Here is an 18995-nt window from a genome sequence, read left to right as displayed (position 1 = left end):
TTTTTTCTGACAAAGTCAAGTCAATTCTCTTAAAGCCAAGTTATTAAAAACAAAAAAGAGACTGCTTATAAAGCAGTCTCTTTTTATATTTAGATTCCTGATACACTTCAACAACATTCTGTGCATAAGAAAAAATTATTTTTTCTCAAAGCCAACAACTTCCAAATCAAAAATGATATTTGCATTTGGTGGTATTGGACCATTTCCAGACGCTCCATAACCTAAAAAGCTAGGTACAAATATTCTGGCTTTATCACCAATATTCATGTTAAGCATAGCTTCTCTAAAACCAGGTACTAAGGTTGCAGACTCGTTATATGGCATACCAAAAGGTTTGTAAGCGCCTTGTTTGTCTGCGTCTTCATTATACTGACCTGCTTTTTTTGCGTCTTCTGCTAAAGTAGTCCAGAAAAACTTACCATTTTCTAAATAACCAGTACAGTCTATTAATACTCTATCTGATGCTTTTGGTGTTATTGCATTAGCTTTTTTATCAAGTATCATTACCATTCCTGTAGAAAACTCTTTAACCTCTCCTTTTCTGTCTGCATTATCTTTTAAAAATTTGCTTGCAGCTTCTTTAGACTTCATCTTTAAAGCTTCCATAGCTTTTTGCTTTATATCTTCAATTTTTTGAGGTAATAAAGGCTCTTGCTCTGTAAATACTTTTGCAGCATCAAATGCTTTTGCGTCTTTACCTTTACGGATAATATTTAGTTTTTCTATAATAACATTGTCGACTGGCTTAGTCCCTTTAACTGGTACATTAGATATTGTATCTTGCACGTCTAATCCTAAAACTAACTCTCCAAAAACTGCATGACAGCTAGTTCTTGGTCTGTTACAATCTTTTAAACTTCCATCTGCATTAAAAGCATCTAAATTTTTCTTTGGTACTTCTGTGATAAAAAACTGACTTCCATTAGTGTCAAATCTTCCAGAATTAGCCATAGATAAAATTCCTGGTTTGTCATGGCTTAAAGTTGAGTCAAACTCGCTATAAAACTTAAATCCAGCACTTCCCATTCCTGTTCCAGTTGGGTCACCACCTTGTATCATAAATTTATTCATTACTCTATGAAAAATTATGCCATTATAAAAAGGTTTTCCTTTTAATGAGTCTGCTAATTTTGGGTGTGTTCCTTCAGCTAATCCAACAAAATTAGCAACAGTTACAGGTACTTTGTCATAAAACAGTTTAGCTACCATTGTTCCTTTATTAGTAACAAATTCTGCGTAGATTCCGTCTTCAACATCTGGATACTTTTCTTGGCAAGATGCAGCAGACAAGCTTACCATAAGTGCGATAATTATTAGTTTCATTGTTTTAATTAAATTAGTCATTTTTATTGGGTTTATATCTATTCTTTTTTAGTAATTGAGTGTACTGATACTTCACAAATTATTGGAACACTAGTTCCAATTCTGTCTTCATCTCCATAATAACCATAGGCTTTATGAGATGGAAATATAAACGTAACTGTTTCTCCAGCTTGCATTAGTTTTAAACCTTCACGAAGACCAGAAAATAATTCTTGTTGGTCCATTGCATAGTTTTGTATTTTTAATTCTTCTTTAGTGTAAATAGATTGTCCTTTAAGACTTTTTACATTGTATGTATACTTAACTATGTCACCAAATTTAGGAGTTACTTTAGTTTCTATTTCAGCTTTTGTATTATAATAATACCAAAACCCATTACCAGATGTTTGATATTTGTTTTCTGGTTGAGCGTTAATGATGGCTTTAATTGCTTCAGTTTCTTTTTTGTTTAAGGCTTTGTTCCGTTCTATAGACGCATCAATAGTAGATCCTGATTTTACAGAAACTGGAGTTCTAGCTTCTGGTGTTTTGCAACCAAAAACAGTTATAATTAGTAATAATAAGTATAAACTATGCTTCATGTAATGCTGTGTTGTATTGTGGTAATATACTAATAAATTTTTCAACAGTTTTTGCTAAATTAGTGTCGCTTTTTCCTCCAGCAGCATTGGTATGTCCACCACCTTGGAAATGTGCTCTGGACATTTCGTTTACCGAAAAATCGCCTTTAGATCGTAATGATATCTTTATAATACCTTGTTGTTTATCTTCAATAAAAATTGCAGCTAAAACAACATTGTTTAACGATAATGCATAGTTAACAAAACCTTCTGTATCTCCTTTTTTATAATCAAAACTTTGTAATTCTTTTTGCGACAATGTAATAAAAGCTGCTCTAGATTCTGGAACAATTTTTAAGTTGCTTAATGCACATCCTAATAATTGTAAACGATTATAACTATTGGTGTCATATACTTGATTATGTATCATTGTATTATCAGCACCTTTATCTATTAAATTAGCTATTACCCTATGGGTTGCGCTTGTGGTAGATCTAAATCTAAAAGAGCCTGTATCTGTCATAATACCAACGTAAATGGCAGTTGCAATATTGCTATCAATTGTATTTAGACCATCTAAGTTTTCAATAAAATTATAAACCATTTCACAAGTAGAGCTCATGCTAACATCACTATAGGTATATTTTGCATAATCATCTGGTTGTTGATGATGGTCTATCATTATTTTTAAAGCTTTGTTATTAGTCAAAACAGTAACCATATCTCCAGCACGATGAAAAGCATTAAAGTCTAATGTAAAAACGATATCTGCTTCGTTTAGTTTTTGCTCGCTTTCTTCTTTTTGGCTATCATATTTTAAGATTAAATCTTGACCTGGAACCCATTTTAAAAAATCTGGATAGTCATTAGGTACAACAACGGTTGCATTATGATTTGTTTTTTTTAGAAAATGAAATAATGCCAAACTAGAACCAATTGCATCTCCATCTGGATTTTTATGGCTTACAATTACAATGTTTTTTGGTGTTGCTAATAACTGTTTTATGGCTGTAATGTCTTGTTTTGTCATAGCCCACGAAGATACAAATTTTTAATAATGGATAATATTGTTTTTCTTAATAAATGCCTTACTTTTGCACAAAATTAACAGGTGCTTTTATAATACTAAAAGGTGTTGATTTTTAAAACGAATTAGATAACATAAAATAAAAAAATGGCAACTAACAGAACATTTACAATGCTTAAGCCTGACTCTGTTGAAAAAGGGCATATTGGCGCAATCTTAGAAAAAATTAACGCTTCAGGTTTTAGAATCGTTGCAATGAAATTAACACACATGACAACACAAGATGCAAAAGCATTTTACGCTGTACATGCTGAAAGACCTTTTTATGGTGAGTTGGTAGAGTATATGACACGTGGACCTATTGTTGCTGCTATTTTAGAAAAAGATAACGCAGTTGAAGATTTTAGAACCTTAATTGGTGCTACTAATCCAGCTGATGCAGCAGAAGGAACTATCCGTAAATTATACGCAGCTTCTATTGGAGAAAATGCAGTACATGGATCTGATAGTGATGAAAATGCAGCTATTGAAGGTGCTTTCCATTTTTCTGGACGTGATATGTTTTAAGGTTAAAACTATATAGAATAAAAAAGCCTCTCCAAATTTGGAGAGGCTTTTTGCTTTTAAAGATATATGTAGTTGTTAAATTACTTTAACGTTTACTGCGTTTAATCCTTTTTTGCCTTCTTGTAAGTCAAACTCGACTTGGTCACCTTCACGGATTTCATCGATTAATCCTGAAATGTGTACAAAATGGTCTTTGTCTACACCTTCTTCTGTTATGAATCCAAAACCTTTAGAGTCATTGAAGAATTTTACTGTGCCTTTACTCATTGTAATAAAATTTAATATTAATTATTTAATAGATTACAAAGATGATGCCACTAATTAATTTAAGTATAAAACAAAAAAAAACCTTTCCATTTGGAAAGGTTCTCTTTGTAATGATTTAAATAGAAAATATATAATTATACTACTTTTACATTTACTGCGTTCATACCTTTTCTTCCTTCTTGTAAGTCGAATTCTACGGTATCTCCTTCACGAACTTCATCGATAAGTCCAGAGATGTGTACGAAATGGTCTTTGTCTGATCCTTCTTCAGTTATAAAACCGAATCCTTTTGAATCATTGAAAAATTTTACTGTGCCTTGAGCCATTGTAATAAAAAAATTTGTTAATAATAGTGTCAAAGATATAATATAAAATATTAACCGAACGTTTTTTTTTAAATTTTTCAAAAAAAAACTTGCTTTTTTTTAGGAATTACAATTACCTCAAAACCAGTTTTTTAATAATTTCTTTACCTAGTTCTTCATTTAGTAAAGTAATTATTTTTTGGTTGCCATAACTTAATTCTTCCCTTAAAGCACTAGAACTTAGTTGTACATAAAGCACATCATGTTTTAACTCGATAGCAGTTGTATAATTGGTAATTCCATTACCCATTAGTTTTGCCCAAGCATCTTTAACGTTGACTTTGTCTAATCCTTTTTCCAGATTGTTTTCTGTTACAAAATCTTTTAAAGCATCAGATATGTTTAATAAAGTGTTATTGCGTTTTGCCATGTTTACTTTTAAAGAATGTGGAAATATTTTAAAACTAGTTTACTACAATTGGTACGTAGCGTTGATATAAATATAGGTCTTTATTCTGGTTTATAACTTGAAGTTTATCTTTAGTTGCATGTAAAATAGTTTCTTTCCAATTAGAAAAAGGTGTTTTGTAATATAGGTTAAGGCTATCATTTTCAACTTTTAAAACAAAGTTTTCTAAACTTTTAGAAGTCTGAAATGTACCATTAATATTTGGTTTCATTTTTTTTCTAAAACCAACAGTGTCGTTGATTTCTATATAATCTATAGTATCGTTATAAGTGTATTCTTTTTTAGAACCATCTTTTAATGTTACTTCTTTAATTTCCCAATAACCAGTTAGGTGTTGCTTAAAATCTTCTGGATTTTTAGAGCATCCTAGGACTAAACTTAATAGTGCTATATAAACTACTTTTTTCATTTTTATTAAATTCTACTTCTTATAATTTAAAAATCTCATAAGATTGGTGGACTTGTTTTACAGCTTGTTCTGTGCGTTCTGCATGTGTGTCGCTAATAAATATTTGACCAAAATTTTCGTCATTTACTAACTTAATAATTTGTGCAACACGTGTTTCATCTAACTTATCAAAAATATCATCTAATAACAAGATAGGGTTTTCTCCACTTATTGCTTTAATACTATCAAATTGTGCTAGCTTTAAAGCTATTAAAAAAGATTTTTGTTGACCTTGACTTCCAAATTTTTTGATAGGATAATCTCCAATATTAAATTCTAAATCATCTTTATGTATTCCAACACTTGTGTATTGTAATGCTTTGTCCTTATTAATAGTTTTTTTAAGTAATGTTTCTAAATCGGCTTCAAATAAATGACTTTTGTAATTAATTGAGACTTCTTCATTATTGTTACTAATAGCCTTATGACGTGTTTTAAATAAAGGTATAAAGGTTTCTAAAAATTGTTTACGCTTTTCAAAGATTAGTGTTCCGTATTGCTGTAGCTGTTGGTTGTATACATCAACCGTATCATTATTGTAAGTATGATTGGCTGCAAAATATTTAAGTAAAGAGTTGCGTTGCGTAAGCGTTTTGTTGTATTTAATTAAATTGGTTAAATAGCTTTTGTTACTTTGACTAATAACACTATCTATAAACTTACGTCTGGTATCACTACCTTCAATAATTAAGTCACGATCTGCAGGAGAGATAATAACTAAAGGTAAAAAACCAATATGATCACTAAATTTTTCATACGCCTTACTATTACGTTTAATTATTTTTTTTTGGCCTCTTTTTAAGCTTACCACAACGTTTTCTGTCTTTTTGTCTTTATTGTATTCTCCATTAATAACAAAAAACTCTTCGTTGTATTTTATATTTTGAGAAGCTACAGGGTTAAAATAGCTTTTTCCAAAGGATAAATGGTAAATAGCATCTAGCACATTGGTTTTTCCTACACCATTATTACCAACAAGGCAGTTAATAGTATCATTAAACGCAAAGGTTTTTGAGTCAAAATTTTTATAGTTTAAAAGCGATAAGGACTTTAAAATCATGTAATTAGTACTAAATGTAAGGGCTTTAAATACAGTTGCCTTGTAAGGAAGTGCAAATTATTGAAAAATATCAAATAAATAACCTTTTATTTATGAAGAAAAATTATATTTTTGTGCGCATTAATAAAACGAATATGGCAACTTACAAGAAAAGAGGATACAAACCAAAAACAAAAGTAGAGAAAGAAATTGAAGTTGAAGAGAACTCAACAACTGCTGAAGTTTTTAATACACTAGATGAATCTGCAAATAAAGCAGAAGAGTTTGTTGAAAAAAACCAAAAGAATATTTTTATAGTTATTGGTGTTGTAGCTGCATTAGTTTTAGGATATTTAGGATATCAAGAATTTTTTGCTAAGCCTAAACAAGGTGAAGCAATGAACGAAATGTATCAAGCGCAAAAAACCTTTAACGAAGCTGTGACATCTACAGTAGGTCAAGATTCTTTATATAACCTTGCTTTAACAGGTGTTAATGGTAAGCTAGGAATGATTGATATAGCTAAGCAATACAGTGGGTCTAAAGCTGGAAACCTAGCTAACTATTATGCTGGTATGGCTTATTTAAACACTAAAAATTATGAGCAAGCAATTGCTTATTTAGATAAATTTAAAAGTGATGACGAGGCTTTAGCACCTATGGCTAAAGGAGCAATTGGAGATGCTTTTATGCAATTAATAGATCCTAAAAATGCTTTAGACTATTATACACAAGCTGCTAACTTACGTCAAAATGAATTTACTACTCCTACTTATTTATTTAAAGCTGGTACAACAGCTTTAAGTTTAGGAGAGGCATCTAAAGCGTTAGGCTTTTTTAATAAAATTAAAGACAATTATCCAAGTTCGCCAGAAGCTACACAAGCAGAAGTGTTTATTGGAAAAGCGCAAGCATTGTCTAACTAATTAGTTTACCGCTTTCGCGGAAAGTAAGCATGGCAACAACAAATTTATCAGCATACGATAAAGCAACAATCCCAAACGGAAAGCAATTTCGGTTTGGGATTGTTGTTTCAGAATGGAATGAAAACATCACACAAGGTTTGTTAGAAGGTGCTAAAACCACGCTTTTAGAAAATGGTGTGCAATCAGACAATATTATAGTTTGGGATGTTCCAGGAAGTTACGAGTTGATTTACGGTTCTAAAAAAATGCAAGACCAAAAAGTGGATGCTGTTATTGCAATTGGTAGTGTTATACAAGGACAAACCAAGCATTTTGATTTTGTTTGCGAAGGTGTAGCACAAGGGATAAAAGATCTTAATGTTTTGCATGATACACCAGTTATTTTCTGTGTTCTTACAGATAATAATTTGCAACAAGCTATTGACCGTTCTGGCGGAAAACATGGTAATAAAGGTGTTGAAGCTGCAGTTGCAGCTTTAAAAATGGCAGAATTGCGTAAAAACGCATAGTACTTTCTATATTATTTTAGAAGTAATATAGTTTTGTGTAATGATTTTGTTAACAATTTTTAGCATTCTAAATCTGTGGTTCTATAGTATTTTCAGTATTTTTGAGTAGTAATTATATTAAAACTACTTAGTCTTGTTTGGTCAAAAGAAAAATAAAAAATTTAATTATCAGTCTCGTTTTTCTAAAGAAGAAACTGCTGCTACTAAACTTAAAGAAAGTTTAAATACCAGCTGGAATGACACTAGACGCACATCTTCTAGTCGTAATAAAGGAAACACTTTATTTATCCTTATTGGTGTTTTAGTATTTATTGGAATTTTAATGTATTACTTAGAATCTAAAACAAAATAGACAGACATTATGGGATTTCTATCTAAACGAAAAAATAAAAAATTTGATTATACACCTCGTTTTTATAAAGGTGAAGGTAATCCGTTTGAAATTAAACATAAGTTTGACGACCATAGAACTACTGTTGGAGAAAACCCTAATTTTAAAGGAAAGCTTAATAATGCTTTAGACGAGCTTAAAAAAAATCCTGATAAAGATGCCAATAGACGTATACTATTGATAGTTATGATATTAGTGTTTCTATTTTTTTTAATAATCGGTTTCGATTTATCTATATTCTTCCCTAACTAAAAGTATGGCAGACATTATTCAACTATTACCAGATCACGTTGCTAATCAAATAGCAGCAGGAGAAGTTGTACAACGTCCAGCTTCTGTTGTAAAAGAATTGTTGGAAAATGCAATTGATGCAGAATCAAGTACTATTAAATTAATAGTTAAAGACGCTGGAAAAACCTTAATCCAAGTTATAGATAACGGAAAAGGAATGAGTAATACAGATGCAAGATTAAGTTTTGAGCGTCATGCGACTTCAAAAATTAAAACAGCAGATGATTTATTTCAACTTAACACAAAAGGGTTTAGAGGAGAGGCTTTAGCAAGTATTGCTGCAATTGCACATGTAGAGCTAAAAACAAAACAAGATTCTGAAGACCTTGGTACAACCATCGTTATTGAAGGTAGTGTTGTAAAATCTTAGGATGTTGTTGTCACACCAAAAGGAACATCATTATCTGTAAAACATTTGTTTTTTAATATTCCAGCAAGACGTAATTTTTTAAAATCAAATACTGTAGAATTAAGACATATAATTGATGAGTTTCATCGTGTAGCATTAGCACATCCAAATATTGCATTTTCTATGTTTAATAATGGAAGTGAGACTTTTAATCTTCCAGTTAGTAATTTTAGACAGCGTATTGTTAATATTTTTGGTACAAAAACAAATGAAAAATTAGTACCTGTTGAAGAAGCAACAGAAGTGTTAACCATTTCTGGATTTGTAGGTAAACCAGAATTTGCTAAAAAATCTAGAAACGAGCAGTTTTTCTTTGTTAATGATCGTTTTATTAAAAGTGCCTATTTAAATCATGCAATAAACTCTGCTTTTGAAGGTTTACTAAAAGATGGAGCTCAACCAAGCTATTATCTAAACTTAACGGTAAATCCGCAAACTATAGATATTAATATTCATCCAACAAAAACCGAAATAAAGTTTGATGATGAGCATACATTATATGCTATCCTAAGATCTGCTGTAAAGCATAGTTTAGGACAATTTAATATTGCTCCTGTGTTAGATTTTGAGCGTGATGCTAATCTAGATACACCATATAGTTACCAACAAAAAGGAACGCCAACTGTAGAAGTCGACCGTAGTTTTAACCCATTTAAGGAGGAGCAACCAAAAGCAAAAATGTCTAATTATAAAAAAGAAACAGGTGCTAATTGGGAAGGTCTATATGTAGGATTAGAGTCAAAAGGTACCAAAACAAATACGGATTTTAGTGAATTGCATTTTGAAAGTGAGCCAGAAAATGAAACATTTTTTAAAAATGAAAATGAAGTAGAGCAGAAGCAAAGTACCTATCAACTTAATAACAAATTTATTATAAGTACTATAAAATCTGGAATGCTAGTTATAGACCAACATCGTGCACACCAACGTGTTTTGTATGAAGAGTTTTTACAGCATATTACTATAAAAGAAGGTGTAAGTCAGCAGTTATTATTTCCGTTAGAATTACATTTTTCTAAACAAGAAATAGCTTTAATAGATCAATTAAAAGAAGATTTAGAATCTACTGGTTTTGTGTTTCAGTCTATAAAAGATGAAACCGTTAAAATTACTGGAGTACCAGTAAATGTACCAGAAAGTGAAGTCTCTATTATATTAGAACAATTAATAAGCGATGTAGAAAACGAAGTGCCAGACAGCAACTTTTCTGCAACAGACTTATTAGCAAAATCTATGGCTAAAAGTTTAGCCATAAAAACTGGTCAAACCTTAACAAACCCAGAGCAAGAACATTTGGTAAACCGTTTGTTTGCATGTAAGGAACCTAACGTGTCGCCAACTAATAAAACTACCTTTATTACAATGACTGTAGATGAGTTGGATAAAAAATTTATGTAAACTATGATTAAAATAACAGATACAGTTAAACATTTGATTATTATAAATGTTCTGTTTTGGGTTGCTACTTTAATTCTTATTAAGAATGGTATTGATTTTAATGCGATTTTTTCAATGCACTTCCCTTTAAATAATGAGTTTAAACCTTGGCAAATTATAACACACATGTTTATGCATGCGTCTTATGTTGACTTTGGAAATGGATCAACAATTTTCTTTCTGCACATTCTAGCTAATATGTTTGGTTTATGGATGTTTGGATCTGCTGTAGAAAATTCTTTAGGTAAAAAGAAATTTATATTCTTATATATTTCTTGTGGATTAGGAGCTACAATATTGCCATTAATAATCGATTATATCAATTTTTACTCTTTAGTTTCTCCTTTGGTTGAAAATGGCTTAAATGTTAATGATTTATCTAGTATAATGAATCAAGGGAAATATTCACCTGATTGGGTAAATACAATAGGTATAGAAAATTGGAAACAGGTAAATAATATTTTTAACTCTCAAAGTTTAGGAGCTTCAGGTTGTGTAATGGGTTTATTAGTAGCATTTGGGATGTTGTTTCCTAATAGTGAATTAATGCTATTATTTCTGCCTATTCCAATTAAAGCTAAAATATTTATACCTTTATTATTGGCTTATGAAATATATTCTGGTATTGCTGGTGGAAGTTCAATATTTGGATTTAACGTTGGGCATTTTGCTCATATTGGAGGAGCAATTATAGGTTTTATAATTATGTGGTACTGGAAAAAAAATAGTATGAACAAATATCGTTGGGATAAATAAATGAATCAAATAGATCAACTTAAATATAAATACGCAAGACTTAATGTTTTAGAAAAAATTATAGCTATAAATGTTATTGTTTTTATAGTTTTTTTATTGCTTAATAAGTTAGTCCCAACGTTATTAATTTGGTTTAGATTACCAGCAGATTTTTATGCTTTTTTATATAAACCATGGACCATAATTACTTATGGGTTTTTACATTCGGGTTTAATACATCTATTGTTTAATATGGTTGGACTTTATTTTTTAGGACAGATTATATTAAATTTATTTAATCCTAAAATGGCATTAAATATCTATTTTATGGGTATTGTTTTTGGTGGATTAGCTTTTCTTTTTGGAAGTAATGTGTTACCAAATATCTTTCCAATTAATTCTTATGTTGTTGGTGCTTCTGCAGGTGTGTATGCTATTCTTATTTTTTTATGTGCCTATATGCCAGATAAGGATATAAGATTTTTTACCTTTAATTTAAAGTTATGGTGGATTGGAGTAGCTTTAGTTGGGCTTGAAATTTTAGGAATTATAAACGGAAGTAATCCTGGAGGACGATTAGCACATCTTGGTGGTGTTGTATTAGGATTTGTTTACGCAAAGCAATTAACTAAAGGTCAAGATATAGGTAAAGGATTTGGACGTTTTATGGATTGGATTGCTAATTTGTTTAAAGTAAATACTACACCAAAAATGAAAACAGTACACAAGCAAAAAGGTAAAGTTGCTGGATATAAAAAAGAAGAATTTAATCAGTTTAATAATCAAAAAAAAGTAGACACTATTTTAGATAAGATTAGTAAAAGTGGTTATGACAGTTTATCTAAAGAAGAAAAAGAATTTTTATTTAAAGCAGGAAAGTGAAAAACTTAACGTTTTTTGAGAAAGTTATCGCCTTCATAAACTCTATTGCAGCGTTTTTGTTACTGTTATCTTATGTCTTGCCTAATATACCTCCAAAAACTTTTGCAACACTTTCTGTGTTAAGTTTGGGTGTTCCTTTTTTGATACTACTTAACGTATTATTTTTTGTGTATTGGTTGATTAAAATAAAAAAACAACTATTACTATCTCTAATTGTAGTTGCTTTAGGTTACTTTTTATTTGGGTCATTGTATAAGTTTTCAAACTGGGAAGAAGATGGATCAGAAAGCTTGTCAATAATGAATTATAATGTGCGTTTATTTAATTTGTACGATTGGATTCCAGAAAAAGGTATTGGTTTAAAATTAGTCGATTTTGTTAAAAAAGAAAACCCAGATATTTTATGTCTACAAGAATATCACCTACAAGATGATGTAGATTTTTCTTCATATAATTATAAATATGAAAAATTAGAAGGTCAGAAAATAAAAATGGGTCAAGCTATTTTTTCTAAATATCCAATCGTTAAATCTGGTTCTGTCCAGTTTCCTAAGACAGCTAACAATGCTATTTTTGCAGATATTGTTAAAGGAAAAGATACTATTAGGGTATATAATCTTCATTTACAATCTTTAGGAATAGATCCTCAAGTGCAAAAATTAACTACAGAAAACTCTGAAAAATTAATTACTGGAATTGGTGAAACCTTTAAATTACAACAAAGTCAAACTGAATTGTTTTTAAAGCATAAAAACAAAAGCCCTTATAAAGTCATCATTTCTGGAGACTTTAATAATTCTGCATTTTCGTATGTTTATAAAACAATACGTGGAGACATGAAAGATGCTTTTAAAGAGCAAGGAAATGGGTTTGGACGTACTTATAACTTTAAGTTTTTTCCTTTAAGAATTGATTTTCTATTAGTGGATAAATCTTGGACTGTCAATAGTTTTAAAACCTATGATGTGCAGTATTCTGACCATTATCCAATCTTAACCAAAATTTCTTTTTAAAAACCCATTAGCCAGCAATCTGTGTAATCTGCAATAATGTGTATGACTAAACCTATACCAATTAATCTTGTTCTGTTTGGTATTAATAATAATATATACACTACAATCGCATAGTAGGTGTGTAAAGGATGGAAATTGATGCTACATCTATTATTAGAAAAAATTGGTGTAGCTAATAAGTGATCCAAATCTATTAAAAGCCCTAAAACCATAATTACAAATGCTTTTTTCCATTCTTTTTTAAAAAAGAATAGAGCAACTAAAAGTGGTAGCCCAAAATGAATTCCGTAATGGATAAATGGTCTTAGCATTTAACGTAATTGTTGTGCTTCAAGATAACTTAATGCATTAGTGCCTTCATTAAATAATAAATCTAAAATACTTAAATTATTAATATATCCATGCTTTGCATTAAAGACTTGCGTGTAAGGTTCTAGATTAATGTTTTGTTCTTGCCTGGCATTAGTCAAATACCTGTAATCCGTTAAATTTGAAGGTTCTTTTTCAAAAATCGTTGAAAATTTTGGAATAATATCTAATTGTAAGCAATCATTAATTACTTCAAAACATTTTAAATTATGATCTAAAATAAAATCTGACTTTATAGTGAAAAGCGGATAAATTTCATCTTCATAAAACTCGAAAAAAGGAGATGTTTTATAGGCAGATTCTAAAGATTTCCAGTGTAGAAGTTGCCATTTTTCTTTATCACTAATTTTTACATCTTTATATAATTGACGATTTTTATGACTATGTAATACTGGCACGCTTAATTGTAGTTTACCATTTGCACCATAAACGTAAGCTCTATTTCTATAGGTTTGTTTTTGATAATTATCATGCATTTCAAACGTCACACTTTTGGCATTAGCTATAGCAATGTACTGAGCGATGCTTGGGAAGTATGTTGGATGTAGAAGGATGTGCATTTGTTAATACGTTTATTTGTTGATTTGGTATGCTCTTAACGCATTAAGTTTATTTGTTATACTCTCGATAGATTTTCTAAGTGAAATATATTTTTCAGAATTTATTAATTCCAATTCATTTGCAATAATTATTTGATTTAAAACTTCTACAGCAGAACTAAAAGCCATAGTTGTAAAGTGAGCTTTGTCTTTATTTGTTTTTCTTGCTGATCCTTCGGCTATATTAGAACATACAGAAATACTAGCTCTCCTAAGTTGAGAGGTCAATCCAAATTTTTCTTCAGAAGGAAACTCTTTTGTGATTGAATATATAGATTTTGAAAGCTCTTTCGATTTTATCCAAACATCTAATTTTTCAAAACTATAAGTGTACATATTGTTTTTTGTAAGTTTCAGTAAACCAAATCAACAAATCAACAAAAACCAAATTAACTATTAAGCAGCTTTCTTACGTTTTCTAAATTTGTTAAATCCAAATATAGCAGCTAATAGTACTAAAAAAGGTATAAAGTAAGAAGTCGGTTTTCCATTTCCACCAACAGTAGTAAACAGTCTATCCCAACGTATTTTGTTAATTCCTTTTCCATTACTATCCCAACTCATCCAAACAAAAACAGGTTTTCCAACTACATGGTCAAAAGGTACAAATCCCCACATTCTAGCATCTTGCGAGTTGTGACGATTGTCTCCCATCATCCAATAGTAATCTTGTTTAAAAGTATAAGAGTCTGTAATATTACCATTAATAGAAATCTGGTTACCATTTACGCTTAAAGTATTGCCTTCATACTCTGTTATAATACGTTTGTAAAGCGGTAAGGTATCTATGTTTAAAGTTACTTTTTGTCCTGCTTCAGGTATATAAATTGGACCAAAGAAATCCCTGTTCCATGTGTTACCAGATGTTTTTGGGAATAAGCCTTCATTTTTACTAGAAGATAGTGCTTTAGTTACATTTGTAACTGATCTATCAGTTTTCATAGTAGTAGCTAAATCATCAGTCATGTTAGCATACAATGCATTTCTGTCATAATCGATACCTAAAGTTTTCATTAGTTTTTCATCAATACTTCCTAAAAGGATAGTTTTAATAGAGTCTTGTTTTAAAACCTCAAACTGATAATTTCCAGCCCTAATTACATTTTGTATTTTTGGGTTATTCCATTGTTTTGTGCTAATGCTTTTAACTTGACCCCATTCTGTTAATTTGTATTGATCAATAAAGTTTTGAGATAGTGGATCTTTGGTTTCAACTAAATGAAAAAACTGAAGTTTTGCACGATCTGGTAATTCATTTTTAATACCATTAATATGTACATAACCATCTTTAACAGATAGTGTATCTCCTGGTATACCAACACAACGTTTTACATAATTTGTTTTTTTATCTACTGGTTTATATCTTACTTCTCCAAATGGATTATTAATGTCAACTAATGTATCAACAGGCCAATTAAACACGACAATGTCATTACGTTTAATTTGCTGAAAAGAGGGCATCCTAAACATTGGTAATTGTGGTTTTTTAAGATAGGATGGAGTAGTAGTAGTTGGTATGGCATCATGTATCATTGGTACAGCTACTGTCGTTCCTGGTGTACGTGGTCCATAATGTATTTTACTTACAAATAAAAAGTCTCCAATTAATAGTGTTTTTTCTAATGATGATGATGGTATTACAAAAGGTTGAATGATATATGTGTGTACAATTGTTGCAGCAACTACAGCAAATAGTATAGAGCTTACCCAATCTCCTAATTCTGTTCTTGGATGTAAATCTCTATCTATAACATGGTTTACATCTTTAGCAACATAGTTAAGGTAAAAACTATAAAAACCTAAAGTAAAGATTGCTAAAAAAGTGTCTATTGCAGTATTTTTTCCAAAACTTCTTGCTATTTCTACCCAAATTACAGGAAATAAAATAAGGTTAACAATTGGTAAAAATAATAGGATAGTCCACCACCAAGGTCTGTTTATAATTTTCATTAATATAACAGCATTGTAAACTGGTACAAACGCTTCCCAAGCTTTTCTTCCAGCTTTTACATATAATTTCCAGGTTGCTAAACCATGTAAAAGTTGAATAACAAAGAAAAAGATAATCCAATATGTTCCGTTCATAATATATTTTTAATGTGGTAGTTTAATTTTGATAGTTACAAATGTTAACATTTTTTTCAAGCTTACCCAATATTTAACACATCTTTCATAGTAAAAACGCCAGTTTTACCAACTAGCCACTCTGCTGCAATTACAGCTCCTAAAGCAAAACCTTGTCTGTTGTGTGCTTCGTGTTCAATCTTTATAGTGTCAATTGGGCTTGTATAACTTATGTTATGTGTTCCTGGTACTTCAGGAATTCGTTTTGCAATAATTGGGATACTTCCTTGATTTGCATTATCTAATTCCCACTTAGAGTATTGTGTGTTATTATCAATAATCCCTTCGGCTAAAGTAATTGCAGTTCCGCTTGGTGCATCTAGTTTTTGGGTGTGATGTATCTCTTCTATATCTACTTTATAATCTTCCAATTTTGCCATCATTTTTGCAAGAATTTGATTCAATTCAAAAAAGATATTAACGCCTAAACTAAAATTTGAAGCATAAATAAAAGCGCCATTTTGTTTTTTGCAAAGCGAAACAATCTCCTTGTATTGGTCCAACCATCCTGTTGTACCAGAAATTACAGGAATTTGATTATTTATACAATTACTAATATTACCAAAAGCTGCAGATGGTACACTAAAATCTATAGCAACATCTGCTTTTGTAATATCATAACCTGAGGTTTGTGAAGTTTTAATTACTATTGAGTGTCCACGTTGTAAAGCAATGTTCTCAATAGCTTTTCCCATTTTACCATAGCCTAGTAAAGCGATTTTCATAGGTTGTAATTTTTAAAATTGAAAATTTAAAGTTAACCCAACACGTCCTTGGTTGTCAAACTCTTCAATTTTGTAATGTGGTTTTAAGCTTAAATCGTCATTAATATTGTATTGCAATAAATGTGCATCAACATTTGCATCTATTATATTTAAAGCATAAATACCAATTGTAATTAATAAAGATAATTCTTTGTTACGTCTAAGACTTTCTTGAGCAGATATTAATCCGTCGTCTGTTAGTCTATTTTGAAACTCGTCATCTTCAAAACCTGCTAGTCGTCTTTTATAAGCATCTCTAACACGATTGTATTGTTTGTTATTATCTACATAAAAATAAATTCCAGTTCCTAAAGCTGCGTAAACAATTGGAATTTTCCAATATTTTCTATTATAAGCTTGTCCTAAACCTGGTAAAATAGCTGAATAAAATGCAGCACGAGAAGGAGATAAAGGATCGTATGCTTTAATCTGTTTTGTTGTAACAGAATCTACCACAACTACAGTATCCTTTTTTTTCTTCTTTTTTGTTTTTAAAACTTTATTTAGGTCTTGGTTGTCCACTTTAGTAGTGTCATCTTCCTTGTCTTGACCAAAGCTAATGGAACAAAACAAACAAAATAATAAAGTTAAAATGTATGGCTTATTTAGCACCTTGAACTAACTTTTTAATACGGTTAAAATCTTCTTCAGAATGAAAAGGAATGGTTATTTTTCCTTTACCATTACTAGCAACTTTAACGTCAATTTTATGTCCAAAGTATTCTGAAAAAGCTGTAATGCCTTTTTTAACATATTTTGGCAATTCTTCGGTTTCTTTTTTAACAGGCACTTTAACTTGGTTAGTCGTATTGTAGTTGCGTACTAAGTTTTCTGTTGCTCTAACGGATAGTTTTTCACTTAAAATTTTCTCGTAAATATCAAGCTGAATATTTTGATCTTCAATATTAATTATTGCACGACCATGACCCATTGATAAAAAACCATCACGCATACCTGTTTGGATAATTGGATCTAGTTTTAATAAACGTAAGTAGTTTGCAATAGTACTACGTTTTTTACCAACACGCTCGCTCATTTGCTCTTGTGTTAGTTGGATTTCGTCAATTAAACGTTGGTATGATAATGCAATCTCAATAGGATCTAAATCTTGACGTTGTATGTTTTCGACCAAAGCCATTTCTAGGCTTTCTTGGTCGTTAGCAATTCTTATATAAGCAGGAATACGCTCTAAACCTATTAATTTTGAAGCACGAAAACGACGCTCTCCAGATACTAATTGGTAGTTTTCAAAACCCAGTTTTCTAACAGTTATAGGTTGTATAACACCTAATTCTTTTATGGAAGACGCTAACTCGCGAAGCGATTCTTCGTTAAAATTAGTACGTGGTTGAAATGGATTCATTTCAATAGCATCTAATTCTAGTTCGACTATATTACCAATAACTTTGTCTGCATTTTTATCTTTTGCAGATTGTATATCGTTTTCTGGATCTTTTAATAATGCTGAAAGTCCACGTCCTAAAGCCTGTTTTTTTGTTGCTTTCGCCATAAATTAGGAGTTTTTTGTAATCACTTCTTTTGCTAAACTTAAATAATTGCTAGCACCTTTACTTGATGCATCATAATTTATAATGCTTTCTCCATAACTAGGTGCCTCACTTAGTTTAACGTTACGTTGTATAATGGTTTTAAAAACCATGTCATTAAAATGCTTTTGTACTTCTTCTACCACTTGGTTAGATAAGCGTAAACGCGAATCGTACATGGTTAGTAATAAACCTTCAATATCTAACGCTGGATTGTGTATTTTTTGTACACTTTTTACTGTGTTTAATAGTTTTCCTAAACCTTCTAATGCAAAATATTCGCATTGGATAGGTATAATTACTGCATCTGCAGCTGTTAACGCATTAAGTGTTAGTAGACCCAAAGATGGAGCACAATCTATTAATATAAAATCGTAATCGTCCTTTATCTCTTCTAATGCTTTTTTAAGCATATACTCACGTTGGTCTTTATCCACTAATTCTATCTCAATAGCAACTAAATCTATATGAGATGGAATGATATCTAAATTTGGGGTTTCTGTTTTTACAATTGCTTGTTTAGCAGTATTAGTATGCTCTAGTAATTGGTATGTACCAACCTCTACAGACTCTACATCTATGCCTAAACCAGAGGTTGCATTAGCTTGTGGATCTGCATCAATTAGTAATACTTTTTTTTCTAAAACACCTAGTGAAGCTGCTAAGTTTACAGAGGTTGTTGTTTTACCAACACCACCTTTTTGATTGGCAATTGCTATTATTTTACCCATTAATTTGATTTGGTTTTTTTTGAAAATTAAGCTTTTTAATTTAAGCCAAAAGTCAAGTGTAAAAATACAATTATTTATGAGGAATAAAAACCTTAGTTGTTAACATAAAACTAAATAAAAAAATCAGCATTTTTTGATGCTGATTTTATTGAAGTTTTTGGCTTTCCGTTTAACGGTTTGTGTATGATTTCGTTGCGTGGTTTAATCACTAAAGTTAGCAAATAAATTACAGATAGAAAGTCCGCGAGGACTTTCGTAAGTAA

At 30.5% G+C, this 18995-nt stretch carries 24 protein-coding genes and 1 pseudogene; 9 read left to right on the top strand and 16 right to left on the bottom strand.

Annotation, left to right across the window (positions count from 1 at the left end):
* Positions 1-135 precede the first annotated feature (135 nt).
* The 3 genes from SJY17_RS14280 to SJY17_RS14270 are packed head-to-tail and all read right to left on the bottom strand — an operon-like array spanning position 136 to position 2913.
* Complete coding sequence (locus tag SJY17_RS14280) at positions 136-1323, bottom strand: peptidylprolyl isomerase (protein ID WP_397363243.1); 1188 nt, start codon at positions 1321-1323, stop codon at positions 136-138.
* A 38-nt stretch (positions 1324-1361) separates the two neighbouring features.
* Positions 1362-1904, bottom strand: coding sequence for a gliding motility-associated peptidyl-prolyl isomerase GldI (gene gldI, locus SJY17_RS14275; RefSeq protein WP_397363242.1), 543 nt, complete (start codon positions 1902-1904; stop codon positions 1362-1364).
* Positions 1894-2913 carry a bifunctional oligoribonuclease/PAP phosphatase NrnA gene (locus SJY17_RS14270; RefSeq protein ID WP_397363241.1) on the bottom strand — a complete coding sequence of 340 codons (1020 nt, stop codon included), beginning with the start codon at positions 2911-2913 and terminating at the stop codon, positions 1894-1896. The genes gldI and SJY17_RS14270 overlap by 11 nt, the downstream gene beginning before the upstream one ends.
* A 144-nt stretch (positions 2914-3057) precedes the next feature.
* Here SJY17_RS14270 and SJY17_RS14265 point away from each other — a divergent pair, with 144 nt between their 5' ends.
* Entirely contained in the window at positions 3058-3477 is a 420-nt protein-coding gene (locus SJY17_RS14265) for a nucleoside-diphosphate kinase (protein ID WP_397363240.1), read from the top strand.
* Between the two features lie 75 nt (positions 3478-3552).
* On the opposite strand, the gene SJY17_RS14260 is transcribed toward SJY17_RS14265, so the two are convergent.
* The 5 genes from SJY17_RS14260 to recF form a co-directional block, all read right to left on the bottom strand.
* On the bottom strand, positions 3553-3744 hold the full coding sequence (locus SJY17_RS14260) for a cold-shock protein (RefSeq protein ID WP_397363239.1): 192 nt from the start codon (positions 3742-3744) through the stop codon (positions 3553-3555).
* A 134-nt stretch (positions 3745-3878) separates the two neighbouring features.
* On the bottom strand, positions 3879-4070 hold the full coding sequence (locus tag SJY17_RS14255) for a cold-shock protein (RefSeq protein ID WP_111658912.1): 192 nt from the start codon (positions 4068-4070) through the stop codon (positions 3879-3881).
* A gap of 112 nt (positions 4071-4182) precedes the next feature.
* A complete protein-coding gene (locus SJY17_RS14250) occupies positions 4183-4479 on the bottom strand; it encodes a DUF721 domain-containing protein (protein ID WP_397363238.1) in 297 nt (98 codons plus the stop codon).
* A gap of 34 nt (positions 4480-4513) precedes the next feature.
* Positions 4514-4927 carry a lipocalin family protein gene (locus SJY17_RS14245; protein WP_397363237.1) on the bottom strand — a complete coding sequence of 138 codons (414 nt, stop codon included), beginning with the start codon at positions 4925-4927 and terminating at the stop codon, positions 4514-4516.
* Positions 4928-4946: 19 nt separating this feature from the next.
* Positions 4947-6026 carry a DNA replication/repair protein RecF gene (recF, locus tag SJY17_RS14240; RefSeq protein WP_397363236.1) on the bottom strand — a complete coding sequence of 360 codons (1080 nt, stop codon included), beginning with the start codon at positions 6024-6026 and terminating at the stop codon, positions 4947-4949.
* Between the two features lie 134 nt (positions 6027-6160).
* Here recF and SJY17_RS14235 point away from each other — a divergent pair, with 134 nt between their 5' ends.
* The 8 genes and pseudogenes from SJY17_RS14235 (at position 6161) to SJY17_RS14200 (ending at position 12598) form a co-directional block, all read left to right on the top strand.
* A complete protein-coding gene (locus tag SJY17_RS14235) occupies positions 6161-6931 on the top strand; it encodes a tol-pal system YbgF family protein (RefSeq protein WP_397364886.1) in 771 nt (256 codons plus the stop codon).
* A 29-nt stretch (positions 6932-6960) separates the two neighbouring features.
* Positions 6961-7440 (top strand): 6,7-dimethyl-8-ribityllumazine synthase, encoded by a 480-nt coding sequence (gene ribH, locus SJY17_RS14230; RefSeq protein WP_397363235.1) that lies wholly within the window; start codon positions 6961-6963, stop codon positions 7438-7440.
* A 133-nt stretch (positions 7441-7573) separates the two neighbouring features.
* Entirely contained in the window at positions 7574-7792 is a 219-nt protein-coding gene (locus SJY17_RS14225) for a hypothetical protein (RefSeq protein ID WP_397363234.1), read from the top strand.
* A 9-nt stretch (positions 7793-7801) separates the two neighbouring features.
* Positions 7802-8083 (top strand): riboflavin synthase subunit beta, encoded by a 282-nt coding sequence (locus tag SJY17_RS14220; RefSeq protein ID WP_397363232.1) that lies wholly within the window; start codon positions 7802-7804, stop codon positions 8081-8083.
* A gap of 4 nt (positions 8084-8087) precedes the next feature.
* Positions 8088-9929 (top strand): annotated as a pseudogene (gene mutL, locus SJY17_RS14215) (DNA mismatch repair endonuclease MutL).
* 3 nt (positions 9930-9932) lie between these two features.
* The gene (locus tag SJY17_RS14210; RefSeq protein WP_397363231.1) at positions 9933-10724 is read left to right on the top strand and encodes a rhomboid family intramembrane serine protease; all 792 of its coding nucleotides are present in this window, start codon (positions 9933-9935) and stop codon (positions 10722-10724) included.
* The gene (locus tag SJY17_RS14205; protein ID WP_397363230.1) at positions 10725-11585 is read left to right on the top strand and encodes a rhomboid family intramembrane serine protease; all 861 of its coding nucleotides are present in this window, start codon (positions 10725-10727) and stop codon (positions 11583-11585) included.
* A complete protein-coding gene (locus SJY17_RS14200) occupies positions 11582-12598 on the top strand; it encodes an endonuclease/exonuclease/phosphatase family protein (protein ID WP_397363228.1) in 1017 nt (338 codons plus the stop codon). Before SJY17_RS14205 ends, SJY17_RS14200 begins: the two co-directional genes overlap by 4 nt.
* Here the strand turns inward: SJY17_RS14200 and SJY17_RS14195 are convergent.
* The 8 genes from SJY17_RS14195 to SJY17_RS14160 all read right to left on the bottom strand — a co-directional run bounded on the left by SJY17_RS14195 (position 12595) and on the right by SJY17_RS14160 (position 18732).
* Positions 12595-12909, bottom strand: a complete 315-nt coding sequence (locus tag SJY17_RS14195; RefSeq protein WP_397363227.1) for a DUF6122 family protein — start codon at positions 12907-12909, stop codon at positions 12595-12597. The genes SJY17_RS14200 and SJY17_RS14195 overlap by 4 nt on opposite strands.
* Positions 12910-13527 carry a WbqC family protein gene (locus SJY17_RS14190; protein ID WP_397363226.1) on the bottom strand — a complete coding sequence of 206 codons (618 nt, stop codon included), beginning with the start codon at positions 13525-13527 and terminating at the stop codon, positions 12910-12912. It abuts the gene before it with no gap.
* Positions 13528-13539: 12 nt separating this feature from the next.
* Positions 13540-13902: a four helix bundle protein gene (locus tag SJY17_RS14185; RefSeq protein WP_397363225.1), complete on the bottom strand. Its 363-nt coding sequence runs from the start codon at positions 13900-13902 to the stop codon at positions 13540-13542.
* A 60-nt stretch (positions 13903-13962) separates the two neighbouring features.
* Positions 13963-15651 carry a signal peptidase I gene (gene lepB / locus SJY17_RS14180; RefSeq protein ID WP_397363224.1) on the bottom strand — a complete coding sequence of 563 codons (1689 nt, stop codon included), beginning with the start codon at positions 15649-15651 and terminating at the stop codon, positions 13963-13965.
* Positions 15652-15713: 62 nt separating this feature from the next.
* A complete protein-coding gene (gene dapB / locus SJY17_RS14175; protein WP_397363223.1) occupies positions 15714-16415 on the bottom strand; it encodes a 4-hydroxy-tetrahydrodipicolinate reductase in 702 nt (233 codons plus the stop codon).
* Positions 16416-16427: 12 nt separating this feature from the next.
* On the bottom strand, positions 16428-17027 hold the full coding sequence (locus tag SJY17_RS14170; protein WP_397363222.1) for a DUF5683 domain-containing protein: 600 nt from the start codon (positions 17025-17027) through the stop codon (positions 16428-16430).
* A 28-nt stretch (positions 17028-17055) separates the two neighbouring features.
* On the bottom strand, positions 17056-17964 hold the full coding sequence (locus SJY17_RS14165; protein WP_397363221.1) for a ParB/RepB/Spo0J family partition protein: 909 nt from the start codon (positions 17962-17964) through the stop codon (positions 17056-17058).
* Positions 17965-17967: 3 nt separating this feature from the next.
* Positions 17968-18732: a ParA family protein gene (locus tag SJY17_RS14160; protein WP_397363220.1), complete on the bottom strand. Its 765-nt coding sequence runs from the start codon at positions 18730-18732 to the stop codon at positions 17968-17970.
* Positions 18733-18995 lie beyond the last annotated feature (263 nt).

Origin of the sequence: Olleya sp. R77988 (assembly GCF_044594215.1) — a bacterium.
GTDB lineage: Bacteria > Bacteroidota > Bacteroidia > Flavobacteriales > Flavobacteriaceae > Olleya.
The sequence above is the reverse complement of the archived record's forward strand: the minus strand, read 5'-3'. Positions and strand labels throughout refer to the sequence as shown.